Genomic DNA, 13,388 nt, shown 5'->3' with positions numbered 1-13,388 from the left:
TCCTTCCGGAAAGGTTCCCGCCCATGGCCGTCGCCACGCCGCAAAAAGCCGTCACCGTCGGCTCCGTCACCTTTGACAACGCCGCTCCCTTCGTGCTGATCGCCGGCCCCTGTCAGATCGAGAGCCGCGAACATGCGCTGAAGATCGCCACCTTCCTTGCGGATACGGCCAAGGCGGCCGGTGTGCCCTTCGTGTTCAAGGCTTCTTACGACAAGGCCAACCGCACCTCGCTGAAGGGTACGCGTGGCGTTGGCATCGACGCGGGGCTTTCCATCCTTGCCGAGATCCGAGGCCGTCTGGGGTGTCCCGTTCTCACCGACGTCCATGATATCGAGCAGACGCGCCGAGCGGGTGAAGTGGTCGACGTCTTGCAAATCCCCGCCTTTCTCTGCCGGCAGACCGATCTGCTGATCGCCGCCGGGGAGACCGGCAAGGCGGTCAATGTCAAGAAGGGCCAGTTCCTGGCTCCGTGGGACATGCAGAATGTCGCCGACAAGGTGGCTTCGACCGGCAATGAGCGCATCCTCCTCACCGATCGCGGCACGTCTTTCGGCTATGGTGCCCTGATCACCGATTTCCGAGGGCTGCCGACCATGGCCGAAACCGGCTATCCCGTGGTCTTCGACGCCACCCACTCGGTGCAGGAACCCGGCGGACGTGGTTCATCCTCGGGTGGAAAGCGCGTCTTCGCTCCCGCGCTCGCCAGGGCGGCCGTCGCGGTCGGGTGTTCGGCCGTGTTCATCGAGGCGCATGACGATCCGGACCGGGCGCCATCGGATGGGCCAAACATGCTGCCGCTGCCGTGGATCGCACCGCTTCTGTCCGATCTCAAGGCGCTCGACGTCGCCGCCAAGGGGCGGGCGCTCATCGAGGCCTATTGAGCTGCCAGCGCCTCGCCGGTCCGGGACTCTTTCGCGAACCCCGCCTTGAGGTTGGAAACGACGCTGCCGGCGCTGGCGATGGTCATCATCAGCTTGCCGAGGGCGCCGACGTCGGGATCCGGCAGATCGGCCATCAACGCCGCTGCCTGCCGCGACAGGTCGTCGAAGCCGACGTTGGCTGATGCGCCTTTCAGCGTGTGCAGACTGCGCTTGGCGAGTTCGGTGTCGCCGCGTTCGAGCGCCTCCGACAGGTCGGCAAGAAGACTGGCGACGTCGGTAGCGAAGGAGTCGAGCAGGAAAGCCGTATCTTCCGGACCAAGCTCGCGCAGAAGTGCGTCGATCCGTCGCCGATTGACCGTTTCCCCGCGGACTGCCTCGGCGGTGGAGGGTGCCCGCGTCACGGGCACACTTCCCTCGGGGAGGGCCGCGAGAACGGATAGCAGATCGTCCCGTTCGACGGGCTTGGGCAGGAAGCCGTTCATGCCGGCCTTGAGGCAGGCCTCGCGGTCGGCGGCAAAGGCATTGGCGGTCATCGCGACGATCGGCACGTTGCGACCGCGCCCGCTAGAGCGGCGAATGGCTCTCGTTGCCTCCAGCCCGTCCATCACCGGCATCTGCATGTCCATGAAGACGATGTCGAAATCGCGAGCGTTGACCATGGCCAGCGCCTCGGCGCCGTTCTCGGCCAGCGCGGCTTCGATGCCGAGTCGGGAGAGGAGGCGCAGCGCCACTTGTTGGTTGATGCGGTTATCCTCGACCACCAGCACCCTCAGGCCTTTCGGCACGGCGGCGTCTTCGCCCGGGGCGCGACACTTGTCTTCCGTTGCGAGACTGCCGGCGATCGAGGCGGCAACGATGGCCGGCGTCAGGGTATTGGCGGGGCGGGCGGGTTTGCCGACGACACGGGGCGCCGTCTGCGAGAAGGCGATATCGAGGCGCGCGCGTTGATGGTCAGGCGGCAGCGTCGTGACGATGACCGCGATGTCGGCGCCGGACTCGTCTTCCGTGGTATGGGCACCGAAATAGGCGAAAGTTGTGACGATTGCCGCGGCTTCGGCGGTGGTTCGCCCTTTCACCCAAACGCTGGCGCCGTGGAGCGGAGCAGGATCGAGGTCGGCTGCCTCGGCTCGCGCCAGCGGTAGCTCGAAGAAGAACGTGGATCCCCGTCCTTCCCGACTCGTGACGCCAATTGTCCCGCCAAGTCCCTCGACAATGCGCCGGCTGATGGCGAGCCCGAGGCCGGTACCACCGAAGCGACGGGTGATCGAAGCGTCGACCTGCGAGAACTCCTTGAACAGGCGCTTTTGCCCCTCTTCGGAAATTCCTGTTCCGGTGTCTTCCACCTCGAAACGCACAATCGGCTTGTCACCACCGCTCACTTCGCGAATTCGTACGGCGATCAGGCCGCTTTCGGTGAACTTGACCGCGTTGGAAAGGAAGTTGATCAGCACCTGCCGGACGCGCGTCGAGTCGCCCGAATAGCGGGCGCTCATGGCGATCTCAGGCGCCAACACGGCGACGAGCCCTTTCTCGCGAACGGAGGCTTCCACCATCGAGATGGCCGCTTCGGCAGTGCTCACCGGATCGAACACGACCCGATCGACGTCGAAAGAACCAGCCTCCAGCTTGGAGAAATCGAGGATGTCGTTGACGAGAGCGATCAGGCTGCGCCCGCAGGTCTCGATGTTGGTGGCAAAACCGCGCTGCTCGGCATCGAGCTGCGTATCCTTGAGGAGATGCGCCATGCCGAGCACACCATTGATCGGTGTGCGGATCTCGTGACTCATCGTGGCGAGAAAGGCCGATTTCGCCTGATTGGCCGCTTCGGCGGCGGCAACGGCCTGCTTGAGTTCGGCTGCCATCGCTTCGAGGCGCAGCCGCGAGCTCCAGATCTCGCGGATCTGCCGGATCAGGCTGAAAATGAAGATGCACATGGAGAGCGTCAGCGCGCCGACGAGGACGACAAGTACGCGGTAGAGCTTCTCGCGGAGCATGCGCTCTTCGGAACGGGCGGCCGTCTCCGCCGCTTCTGCGTAAGCGGCTTGACGCGATGTGAGGCTGGGAAGGTCGCCCAGGCGGATGCCGAGAGCATCGAGAGCTTGAGGGTCGATCTTCCGTGCGCCATCAAGACGATCGATGAGTGTCTTGGCGTCGGCAACGATCTTCGTCACAGCGTCGATGCTGGTGCGGTCGGGGGCGGATGTCATGAAGTCGCGCGCCGTAGCGCCGAACAGCACGAAGCGCGCGATGACCGTTTGCGCGTTGGTCTCCGAAGGATCCCGTCGTGCCGTCTCCACCGAGCGCAGCAGTTTCTCGGCCGCCCTGTCGAGCCGATAGGCTGCGGCCAGCGTACGCGTCTCCTCGAGATTCGCCACGTCGGCTTGTTGGCGGATCAGGATGGTAAAGACAGCGACGGCGGATACAAGGAACAGAAAGCCGACGACGACATACAGGAGCGCGCCCCTGAGCGGACGGTCTTGCGCCGTGGTCTTTCCGGTGCCAAGTCCGGATGAAGAAGGAGTGGTGGTCGTCACGATGGATCGGGTCCGGCAAGAAACGCACTAGAAGTCAGGCGGCGAAGCCGAAGGGCGCCCCGCCTTGTTCCCGGATCTTCAGGATGCGGAAGTAGCGCAGCGAAAATGCCCTCGCGACTTCTGGATCGAACTGCTGGCCGGCGTTGTCGGCAATGTAGCGGGCCGCCTCCTCGGCCGTCCAAGCTGTCTTGTAAGGTCGCTCCGACGTCAGGGCATCGAACACGTCGGCCACGGCGACAATGCGTCCGGCAAGTGGGATCGCCGTCTCCTTGAGGCCACGCGGGTAGCCGGTACCGTTCCAGAATTCGTGGTGGGTCTCGGCGATCTCGGCGGCAAGGCGGATGACGCGCGATCTCGATCCCTCGAGGATTTCGCCGCCGATCAGCGTGTGTTCCTGCATCCGGCGGCGTTCGTCGCTCGTGTACGGACCGGTCTTGTAGAGAAGGTCGTCGGAAAGGCCGAGCTTGCCGATGTCATGCATCAGCGAGGCGACGTAGAGGTCTTGGCAATAGGGCTCGCCCTGGCCAAGTTCTTCGGCGAGTTCGCGAGCGGTGCGGGAGACACGCACAAGGTGGCTGCCGATCGAAGGATCTCGACGCTCGACGGCACGCGCGAGACGCAGGATGATCTCCTCTTCAAGGCCCGATCGGTCGTAGGAGGCTTTCTGCATCTCCGTCTGCAGCCAGTCGGCGCGGTCTCGGAGCTTGTTCTGCATTTCCCGCATCATGGCGAGGTTGCGAAGGCGAGCCTTGGCTTCGGCCATGTCGACGGGCTTGGTCAGGAAATCGGTGGCGCCGGCTTCGAGTGCGGCATAGCAGATCTCGCGCTGGTCCACGGTGGTGACCATGACAATGGGCACATCGACATAATCGGGGAGGCTGCGCACCTCGCGAATGAGCGTGAGCCCATCCATTCCCGGCATCATGTAGTCGACGATGATCAGGTCGAAGCAGGTCCGGCGGGCCTCGTCGAGTGCCTGCAGGGGATCGCGAAACGACTGCACGTCGGCGATACCTGAGCTCTGCGCCAGTTTGCCGAGCATGAAGAGATTACTTGGATTGTCGTCGACCAGGAGGAGCTTCATGACGGTTTCCATGCGGATTATTCTGAAGGACAACGTATCCGGGAAACATGAAACTTCAGAAAATGAGCATGAGAAACGGGATATGAACTTGGGAGAGACTTATTTTACAGAAATCGTAAGTGAAATATTCATCCTGTTGCCCTCAGGAGGCCGAAATTGAGACAAATTGGCCCAGGTAAGCTTTCCATTCTCTCGTTGGTATTGTCATAAATGACAAGGTAAGGCGGATCCCGTTCACGACTTGGCAAGACTTGGCGACGGGGCGGCGATTGCCGCTGGCGTGGCTTCGGTGACAAGGGCATAACGACAACATCGAGCCGACGGAAACCCAGCTCACTTTCCGAAAGCACGCCTCTAGGTCACTGCAGCCACCAGGTTGCAGACTTACCAACCCGGACATGGTCAGGCCATGTCCGGGTTTCTTTTTTCATCAATGCCGGTCTCAGTCGTGGAAGCGAGCCTGCACCGCTTCGACGATTTCGCGCGTCAACTCGATGTCGACGCTGCCGTGCGTCACGACCGAGGAGGCGGCGGCGATCAGTCGGTAGCGCCCCTTTTCCGAGACGAAGGCGTTCCTCTCCGTATCGAAATAGGAGAACGCCCGCGCCGAAAGCGTCATCACCGCATCCGTCGATTCGCCGGGTGCGAGCTGAAGCTTTGCAAAGGCCTTCAGCTCTTTCAGTGGCCGATCGATCCGAGAAGCCGGCGGAGCCACGTAGAGCTGCACCACCTCCGAGCCGGAGCGTTCTCCGCTGTTGGTCACCCGGACGCGAACGGTAACGATGCCCTCTCCATCGAACGACGGTCGGTCCACCGTCGGAGCCTCCCAGTCGAAGCGGGTGTAGCTGAGGCCGTGTCCGAACGGGAACAGCGGTTCGATGCCGGCCTTCTCATAATGCCGGTAGCCGACGAAAACGCCCTCCCGATAGACCACATGGCCGGTTTGGCCGGGATAGGTCAGCGGATCGCCGGTCATGACGGGCGTGTTCGCGATGTGCCGAGGGAAAGTCTGCGCGAGACGTCCGCCCGGTTCGGCGGCACCGGTCAGAACGTCGGCGATGGCGTTGCCGGCTTCCTGCCCCGGATACCAGGCCTCGATCACCGCCCTCACGCTGTCGAGCCAGGGCATGGCCACCGGACCACCGGTCTGAAGCACCACGACGGTGTTGGCGTTGGCGGCGGCGACGGCGGCGATCAGTTCATCCTGCCGGCCCGGCAAATCGATGCCGGGAAGGTCGTTGCCCTCTGTGTCCCATTCCCCGGAACGGCCGGCGTAGACGATGGCAACATCGGAGACGCGGGCGAGTTCGACGGCATCCGCGAAAGCCTTGTCACCCAGCGGCACGGCGACACCGACACGAATGGCCTTGAGATTGAGGGCGATGGCCTGCACGAAGCGGTATTCGACGACGACGTCGACCGGGTGCCCCGCTTCGAGCGCGATTGTCCCGCGTACCTCGCGGTTACCGCATTCGAAGTAATTGTCGCCCGGAGCCCAGTCGCCTCGCAGATCGACCACGGTCTTCCCATCGACAATCAGCCGACTTGGTCCGACGCTGACGAGGCCGAAGACATGCTCGGCCGACTCGGTCGGCGTGAAGCGAGTGGTGGCCCTCAACGAAAAGTCCGCGTCGGCAACCCCGGGCGCGACCTCGTTGAACCACATCACTTCACCGAGCGGGTGGCTCTGATGCTCGACGACGGGGCCGGTGAAATCGGGGCGGCCGTAGACGTCGACCTCGAAGGGGCCGGCAATCAGCGGCATCAGCCGGTTTGCGGTCACGCCGGGCGTGGTTCGCAACTGGTTTTCGGACGTGAGAACGCGAAGGCCGTCGGCCGGTGAAACGGCGTAATGAGGATTGAGCTGGGCGCTGCCGCCACCCATGATCTGCGCCGCTTCGGCGTTGGGCCCGATCGCGGCAATCGTCCGTCCGGTCAGATCAAGCGGCAGAATGCCGTCGTTCTTGAGGAGTACGATGGCCTCGGCGCCGGCCCTGCGGATCAGTGCCCGATGCGCCGGCTTGTCGATGGCGCGCTCGGCCGGAATGCCGGGTGCGTCGAAGCCGCCGACGCGCTCGATCAGCTTCAGCACGCGTCGCGCCGCCTCTCGCACCTTCCCCGCCTCGACTTCACCGGCTTGCACCGCAGCAACCAGCTTGTCCCCGCGATCGCGCGTCGGGCCGGGCATTTCGAGATCCAAACCGGCCTCGACGGTTGGTGCAGTCGAGTGGGAGCCGAACCAGTCGGACATCACGATGCCGGAAAAGCCCCACTCGTCCTTCAGCAGGTCGCCCAGAAGCACCTTGTGTTCTGAGGTGAAGGTTCCGTTCAGGCGGTTGTAGGAGCTCATGACGGCGAAGGCGCCGGCTGTTTTCACTGCGGCTTCGAAGGGCGGCAGATAGATCTCGCGCAACGCGCGGTCACCAATGTCCGAACTCATGGTCGTCCGCTGAATTTCAGACTCATTGCCGACGAAGTGTTTGACGGTGGCGCCGACGCCGCCTTTCTGCAGGCCGGTGACATAGGCGGCTGCGAGCTCCGCCGTGACGCATGGGTCTTCCGAGTAGCATTCGAAATTGCGGCCGTTCACGGCGGATCGCTGGATGTTGATGGTTGGCGCAAGCAGGACCGAGGCCCCCTTCGAGCGCGCTTCCTCGGCGAGCGCGCCTCCGATTTCCTCGACCAGCGCCGGGTTCCAGCTGGCGCCAAGGGCTATGCCGACCGGAAAGCTTGCCGCCTTGACGCCACCGACGAGCGAACCGCCACCCCGGGCGCCGTTGGGGCCGTCCGAGACCTTGATGGCGGGAATGCCAAGGCGCGGTATCGCCACCGTTGTCCAGAAATCGGCGCCGGCAAGCAGCGACACCTGTTCCTCGAGCGTCATAGCGTCGAGAAGTGCCTCGATATCCCGTTCCGACACGTACACCTCCTGTATGAAACGATACAATCGAGTCTTCATAGCATGTTCCGGTTGTCGTCGCGAGCGGGCCGGTTGGTAGAGGCCATCACCTCGACCAACGGCCTACGGCGTAGGGCTGGTGGGTCCCGTTCTGGCGGGCTAGACCGAATGCCGGAAGGAACGGGAGGGGACTGTGGGCGACGCTTGTTTCCTGGGGGTCGATATCGGAACGTCGGCCGTAAAGGTCCTGATTGTCGATTCAGATGAGCGGCCTGTGGCCGACGCGGAAGTGGGGCTCGCCACGAGCAGGCCGGCACCAGGCTGGTCCGAACAGCATCCGGACATCTGGTGGCAAGCGGTGCGACAGGCGCTCGCCGAGGTATCCGCCTCAACGCCCGGCGTACTGAGCCGCGTCGCGGCCGTGGGGCTCTCCGGTCAGATGCACGGTGCGGTCTTGATCGGAGACGACGACAGGCCCATCCGTCCTGCCATCCTCTGGAACGACGGACGAGCCGCCGCAGAGGCGATCGCACTCAACGCGGCCATGCCCGATCTGGGCCAGATCGCCGGCGTCCCCGCCATGGCAGGCTTTCTCGCTCCGAAGATTGCCTGGCTGCGCCACAACGAACCCGACGCACTTGCGTCGACCAAGCGCATATTGTTGCCGAAAGACTGGGTGCGCTTGCAACTGACCGGCGAGTTTGCCACCGATATGTGCGATGCCGCCGGCAGCCTTTTGCTCGACGAGGCGAGGCGGCAATGGGCTGTGACCGTCGTCGAGGCGGTCGGGCTCCATCTCGATCAGCTGCCCCGCCTTCTCGAAGGACCTGACATTTCCGGCCGCGTCACCCCTGGTGCCGCCGCTGCCACCGGTCTTCCGGAAGGTATCCCGGTCGTTGCCGGTGCTGGCGATGCCGCTGCCGCCGGCATCGGCATCGGTGCGGTTGCCGACGGCGATGCCTTCATTTCGCTCGGTACATCGAGCCAGTTGTTTCTCACGACCGCCGATTACCGCCCCAATCCGTCCGTTCTGGTGCATGCCTTCGCCCATGCCCTGCCAAACCGGTGGTTCCAGATGGCGGCGATGCTCAACGGCGCCTCGGTCATGGCTTGGACGGCCGGCGTTACCGGTGTTTCCGATTTGGGTGCGGCGCTTGAGGCCGTTGCGGAACGAGGACAGGCCATTTCGCCGGTCACTTTCCTGCCGTATCTTCAAGGCGAGCGAACGCCGCACGACGATCCGGCGGCGCGTGGCGTCTTTTTCGGCATGGATGGAGGTACTGACGGTCTCGACCTCTTGCAAGCGGCTGTCGAAGGTATGGCCTTTACGCTCGTCGATGCCGTGGCAGCCCTGGAAACCGCCGGTCCCGTGCCGGCGGCTCTGGCCGCCGTCGGCGGCGGTAGCCGGGGTCGTATCGTCATGGAGGTGGTGGCAAGCGCCCTTGGCCGGCCAATCCGGCGCTATGTCGGGGGCGAGCGTGGCCCAGCCTTCGGCGTCGCGCGCCTTGCCCGCCTGGCCGTGACCGGCGAGACCGTTGCCGAGGTCTGTGGCAAGCCGGAACTGCGCGATGTCATCCAGCCCAATGCCGAACGACAGGCGGCGCTCGCCGCCCGCCTGCCGCTCTATCGCGATCTCTATCGTGCGCTGAAGCCGCTGTTTCCACGGTGAGGATGTTCGTCAGCTTTTGAGGAAGGCTTCGATCTCGGCTGCCGTTGGCATCGAGGCAGCGGCTCCGCGCCGTGTCACCGAAATGCCGGCCGTCGCCGAACCGTAGCGAGCTGCTTCGATCGGATCGAGCCCCTTGGAAAGCGCCGCGGAGAAGCCTCCAAGAAAGGCATCGCCGGCTCCGGTGGTGTCGATCACCTCACCGGCCGCGCGGGCAGGCAGATGCACCGACTGCGTGGCGTTGTGCAACAAAACGCCGTTGCCGCCGAGCGTGATCAACGCGTTTCTGGCGCCCTTGGAGAGAAGGGCATCGCCTGCTTTGCGGGCGTCGTCCACCGTTCCCGGCGCAATGCCGGTCAGCATGGCCGCTTCCGTTTCATTGGGCGCGATATAATCTGAGAGCCGATAGATCTCGTCCGGGAAGGCTGTGGCCGGTGCCGGATTGAACACGGTGATCGTGCCGGCGGCACGGGCGATCTGGAGGCCGCGCAAGGCGGCGTCGATCGGTTGCTCGAGTTGTGTCACAAATACCTTCGCCCTGGCGATCGTCTCCTGTTCGAGGTCGAGGTCATCGGGCGAGAGCGTGCCCGATGCGCCGGCATAGACGATGATGGCGTTCTGGCCATTTGCGTCGTTGACGAAGATGAAGGCCGAGCCGGTCGGATGGGTGTCGATCCGCTGCACGCGGGCGGTGGCTCCGGCCTCGGCCCAGGTCTTGAGACCGATATCGCCGAAGGCGTCCTTGCCGATCTTGGTGATGAAACTGACCTCGCCGCCAGCCCGCGCCGCCGCTACCGCCTGGTTGGACCCCTTGCCCCCCGGCCCCATGACGAAACCGGAACCGGCCAGCGTCTCGCCAATGGCCGGCAGTCGTGGAGCGAGGAACGTAACGTCGACGGCAAAGATGCCGAGGATGGCAACGCCGGATTTCTGGGTATCGGTCATGTCGTTGGTCTCTTGTCGACTTGCGAAGATGCCGAAGCCCTCCGCGACGGGATACTCGGGTCTTTCCGATTGTGTCGGCTCTGTGGGAAGTGCCAAAGATCGGTATCTTGGCCGTTTCGGGCGTCCCCGATGTCAGGCCTTCGGCGGAATCACGCCCTTGGTGAGAAGGAAGCAACCGTAGAGGCGTCCCTCGCCGGTCTGAAGCACGGCGAACGACTTCTTGGCCGCGTCATAGAAGGCAAAGCGCTCGATGCCCCCCAGCTTGAAGGTCGGCCCCTCGGCATCGAAGACTTCCTGCTGGAACTCGTGCTGGACGTCGGTCCACTTCTCCGGCTCGCCGACCACTTCCATGCGGAAGGCCGCTGTGGGAATGAAGGTGTCGAGCGGCAGGACCGAAAGCACCGCCCGAGCCGCACGCGGCGCCGATACGCCGTCGAGACGCAGCGGGTGGCCGTAAACGGTCTCCTGCGCCACCGAATGGATGGGGAAGTTGCTGTCGACGATGGCGATCGTGTCGCCATGGCCCATGGAGGCCAGAACGTAGAGAAGGTCGGGGTTGAGCAGCGGATCGATGGCCTTGAGCATGTTTCCTCCTGACGCATCCCTTTGCAAACCCGCGTTTTCTGGCGGCAAGCCGATGCGTGACAACAGAACGGTACCGGTCCTCGTTCGACGGTGGTGCTGCCACTTTGCGAGGACTCGTTTGGCGTCTCCAGCGCCATGTCATCCATAGGCCGTTGGCGGCGCTTTGTCAGGCCTGCACGGGGGCAATCCGGCAAAAAGCTTACGTTGATGGTCAGTTGCGAGCGCGAGTTAACCGCTCGGAAGACAATTCAGGCAATAGTCGCGCAAAACCCGCCATTGGTCTTTGCTGATTTGCCATTCAGAACCTTTCTTTCTTGCCTCCGCTCCTTGCCGAGGCCGGCTACCGCCGGCATCGTTGCTGGCGGCGTTTTGCTTGTCGCCTTGCCGTCTCTCGCGGCTATCGATTGGATGAGCCTGTCTGCGACCCGACGGTTCGCCGGTGAAGCCGCCTCCGTTGCGGCATTGGCAGCGGCGAAGGCACCTGCGGCCCCTGTTGCCGCCGCGGCATCTGCTGCGCGAGCCCTCGCAAACGGTGCTGACATCGTCGTCACGACGGAGCAAGGCAAAGCTCTGCCTGGGCCGTCCGGACTGGTCTTTACCGCTGGACCGGGGGAGGTCACACGCGTCACCGTTTCGACGGCGGCTCGAAGTCTGCTCGGCACTCCGGTCGGCTTGGGGCACAGAACCATTGCTGCTACGGCAATGGCGTCGCGGGCCGGCGTTGCCGCCCTTACCGAACGGACAACCGCCGTGCCGGAGCTGCCCACGGTGCCGGCCGCCATCGAGGCGCGGCTGTTTGGGGCAACCGGTGCGCTCACCGTCGGCGAGCGGGCCCTGCTTGGCCAGACGACATTTCGCGTCGCCGACCTTGTGGCGGAGCTCGGCCGGATCCTCGCCACGCGCGAGGGGGGCACCGAAACCGGTGTGGCGATGGTGGCCGAAGCATCGTTCAAGCCGGCCGAACTGCTGACGGCGCTCGCAACCCTCTATCAAGATAGTGCCAGGAGTTCGGCGCAAGCAGCCGATATCCTGGCTGTTCTGCGTCGCCTCGCTCTTGGAGGGGCGGCGGACGAGACGGCCTTGCCATTCTCCGGCGTGATCAGCTTGAGCGGAGATGATCCCGACCTGACGCTTGCCGCACCGCTCAGGCCTTTGGAGTTCATACAGGCGGTCATGCGCGCCCGTCTCGCCCAGGGCGCGATCAACGTCGAATTGAAGTCGCCGATTACCGGCATCAACGCGGTCAGTGTGATGATGGTGTCGGAGAAGGCATCGGCGGCGGTTTTGATTGGCGGTGAGGACGGTCTCGTCGGCATTCCCAGCATTCGTATCGCAACGCGCTTCATCGTTGGCGGACTAGCCATCCCGGGCGCCGACGCTCTGGAACTGCCCCTTGAGGTCACTCTGAGCTCGGGCGATGCCCGCATCCGACGTATCGTTTGCGGTCCGGCAGGTCCCGAAGTCGCCGTGATCGGCCGGCCGGTGCGGGCCAGTGTGGCATTCGCTGCCGAGATGACGGCCTCGCCAGCCGGTGCGTCTGACTATGTCCGTCTGCTGGCGGCCGAAGGACTGACGGCCTGGGGCAAGGGACGCTCCTCCTTTGCCGAGGATCCGCCGGTCGACATGGTTTTCCGCCCAGGGGGTGGCAACGCGGTTGCCAGTCTTCGGGCGCCGATCGATTTCGCCAACCGGCTGGAGCGACTGGCAGCCGAGACGCAAGTGCTCGTGTCTCTGGAAGGCAATGCGAGGAACGTGATGTCGGAGGGTGGTGTTCGTGACGAAATCGAACGGTTGATTGTCGGCAGCGTCAAGCCTGTCGATGCCGTTCTGTCCAGCGTCTTTGCGACCTTCGGCATCGTGCCCGGAAAAATGGACGTGGTGGCGGCTGGCGCGACCTGCAACACCGCGACTCTGCTGGGCGAGGTGAAATGACTTCGCTTCGAACTCCCTTCGGGTTATGAAGCCCAGACGGCGGGACATCGCCGGGGTTCCGGATTGCTTCATGACCGACGACGAGTTGATTGCCCGCATTCTCTATCGTGATGGCTCGGTCCTCATCGTCGACAAGCCCGCCGGCATACCGGTGCATGCCGGCTTCGGGGGCGGCGAGACCCTCGACCAGCATTTTCCCGCTCTGCAGTTCGGCCTGCCCAACCCGCCGCAGCTTGGCCACCGTCTCGACAAGGATACATCAGGCTGTCTGGCACTGGGCCGACATCGGCGCGCCGTCCGCGAGCTCGGCGAGATCTTCTCAGGCCAGAAAGCGCAGAAAACCTATCTTGCCGTGGTGCTCGGCCATTTGCCCAGCGACGAGGGGCGCGTGGATGCGCCGCTCGCCAAGGTCAGCCATGAAAAGCGCTCATGGTGGATGAAGGTTGATCCATCGGGGCAACCATCGGTTACCGACTATCGGGTGATCGCGAAGGGGGATCGTCTGTCAGTGGTCGATCTGATGCCGCGCACCGGTCGTACCCATCAGCTCCGTGTCCACATGGCCCACCTCGGATGCCCTATCGTCGGTGACGGCGTTTATGGCGGCGATGCTGCGCGGTCCGTCGACCGCAACCTTCATCTTCATGCGCGTCAGCTGGAGCTTCCTTATTATCGCAAGAAGCCGCCCATCCTGGCACAGGCGCGAGTCCCTGCCCATATGTTGCGTCTACTTGGTCGTCTTGGCGCCGTCGACGAAGAGGGTGTGCTCTTGCATCTGTCGACCGACGCGACGCCGGACTTAGCCGGCCGTGGCTCTGTCTGAGACGCTGCGCCAAGCAAGGCCGAGCCGCAGTACGCCATC

At 64.0% G+C, this 13,388-nt stretch carries 10 protein-coding genes; 5 read left to right on the top strand and 5 right to left on the bottom strand.

Features of this window, described 5'->3' with window-relative positions:
* Nucleotides 1-23 precede the first annotated feature (23 nt).
* Nucleotides 24-881 (top strand): 3-deoxy-8-phosphooctulonate synthase, encoded by an 858-nt coding sequence (gene kdsA, locus M4J40_RS18260; protein ID WP_251755846.1) that lies wholly within the window; start codon nt 24-26, stop codon nt 879-881.
* On the opposite strand, the gene M4J40_RS18255 is transcribed toward kdsA, so the two are convergent.
* Nucleotides 875-3,415 carry an ATP-binding protein gene (locus tag M4J40_RS18255; RefSeq protein ID WP_251755845.1) on the bottom strand — a complete coding sequence of 847 codons (2,541 nt, stop codon included), beginning with the start codon at nt 3,413-3,415 and terminating at the stop codon, nt 875-877. The two genes, kdsA and M4J40_RS18255, sit on opposite strands and share 7 nt — an antisense overlap.
* 34 nt (nt 3,416-3,449) lie before the next feature.
* Nucleotides 3,450-4,499 (bottom strand): HD domain-containing phosphohydrolase, encoded by a 1,050-nt coding sequence (locus M4J40_RS18250; RefSeq protein ID WP_251755844.1) that lies wholly within the window; start codon nt 4,497-4,499, stop codon nt 3,450-3,452.
* On the opposite strand from M4J40_RS18250, the gene M4J40_RS18245 reads away from it, so the two are divergent.
* A complete protein-coding gene (locus M4J40_RS18245) occupies nt 4,498-4,659 on the top strand; it encodes a hypothetical protein (RefSeq protein ID WP_251755843.1) in 162 nt (53 codons plus the stop codon). The genes M4J40_RS18250 and M4J40_RS18245 overlap by 2 nt on opposite strands.
* Before the next feature lie 282 nt (nt 4,660-4,941).
* On the opposite strand, the gene M4J40_RS18240 is transcribed toward M4J40_RS18245, so the two are convergent.
* Nucleotides 4,942-7,383, bottom strand: a complete 2,442-nt coding sequence (locus tag M4J40_RS18240) for a glycoside hydrolase family 3 protein (protein ID WP_251756068.1) — start codon at nt 7,381-7,383, stop codon at nt 4,942-4,944.
* Between the two features lie 208 nt (nt 7,384-7,591).
* Between M4J40_RS18240 and xylB the strand changes: the two genes are divergently transcribed.
* On the top strand, nt 7,592-9,067 hold the full coding sequence (gene xylB, locus M4J40_RS18235; RefSeq protein WP_251755842.1) for a xylulokinase: 1,476 nt from the start codon (nt 7,592-7,594) through the stop codon (nt 9,065-9,067).
* Nucleotides 9,068-9,076: 9 nt separating this feature from the next.
* Here the strand turns inward: xylB and rbsK are convergent, their stop codons facing one another.
* Nucleotides 9,077-10,009, bottom strand: a complete 933-nt coding sequence (gene rbsK / locus M4J40_RS18230) for a ribokinase (RefSeq protein ID WP_251755841.1) — start codon at nt 10,007-10,009, stop codon at nt 9,077-9,079.
* A 132-nt stretch (nt 10,010-10,141) separates the two neighbouring features.
* Entirely contained in the window at nt 10,142-10,594 is a 453-nt protein-coding gene (locus M4J40_RS18225; RefSeq protein ID WP_251755840.1) for an RbsD/FucU family protein, read from the bottom strand.
* A gap of 408 nt (nt 10,595-11,002) precedes the next feature.
* Here M4J40_RS18225 and M4J40_RS18220 point away from each other — a divergent pair, with 408 nt between their 5' ends.
* Together M4J40_RS18220 and M4J40_RS18215 are read left to right on the top strand one after the other, a co-directional pair.
* Complete coding sequence (locus tag M4J40_RS18220; protein ID WP_251755839.1) at nt 11,003-12,526, top strand: hypothetical protein; 1,524 nt, start codon at nt 11,003-11,005, stop codon at nt 12,524-12,526.
* A gap of 70 nt (nt 12,527-12,596) precedes the next feature.
* Nucleotides 12,597-13,349 (top strand): RluA family pseudouridine synthase, encoded by a 753-nt coding sequence (locus tag M4J40_RS18215; RefSeq protein ID WP_251755838.1) that lies wholly within the window; start codon nt 12,597-12,599, stop codon nt 13,347-13,349.
* Nucleotides 13,350-13,388 lie beyond the last annotated feature (39 nt).

Origin of the sequence: Pleomorphomonas sp. JP5, from assembly GCF_023721815.1 — a bacterium.
In the GTDB taxonomy this organism is placed as follows: Bacteria; Pseudomonadota; Alphaproteobacteria; order Rhizobiales; family Pleomorphomonadaceae; genus Pleomorphomonas.
Note: the sequence above shows the minus strand (reverse complement) of the source record. Positions and strands in the feature narration are given on the sequence as shown.

What these genes read in the sequence shown, in the direction of transcription:
- M4J40_RS18215 (WP_251755838.1), top strand. Translation starts at nt 12,597, where the DNA reads ATGACCGACGACGAGTTGATTGCCCGCATTCTCTATCGTGATGGCTCG.
- kdsA (WP_251755846.1), top strand. Translation starts at nt 24, where the DNA reads ATGGCCGTCGCCACGCCGCAAAAAGCCGTCACCGTCGGCTCCGTCACC.
- M4J40_RS18250 (WP_251755844.1), bottom strand. Translation starts at nt 4,499, where the DNA reads ATGAAGCTCCTCCTGGTCGACGACAATCCAAGTAATCTCTTCATGCTC.
- M4J40_RS18225 (WP_251755840.1), bottom strand. Translation starts at nt 10,594, where the DNA reads ATGCTCAAGGCCATCGATCCGCTGCTCAACCCCGACCTTCTCTACGTT.
- M4J40_RS18220 (WP_251755839.1), top strand. Translation starts at nt 11,003, where the DNA reads ATGAGCCTGTCTGCGACCCGACGGTTCGCCGGTGAAGCCGCCTCCGTT.
- M4J40_RS18245 (WP_251755843.1), top strand. Translation starts at nt 4,498, where the DNA reads ATGACGGTTTCCATGCGGATTATTCTGAAGGACAACGTATCCGGGAAA.
- rbsK (WP_251755841.1), bottom strand. Translation starts at nt 10,009, where the DNA reads ATGACCGATACCCAGAAATCCGGCGTTGCCATCCTCGGCATCTTTGCC.
- M4J40_RS18240 (WP_251756068.1), bottom strand. Translation starts at nt 7,383, where the DNA reads ATGACGCTCGAGGAACAGGTGTCGCTGCTTGCCGGCGCCGATTTCTGG.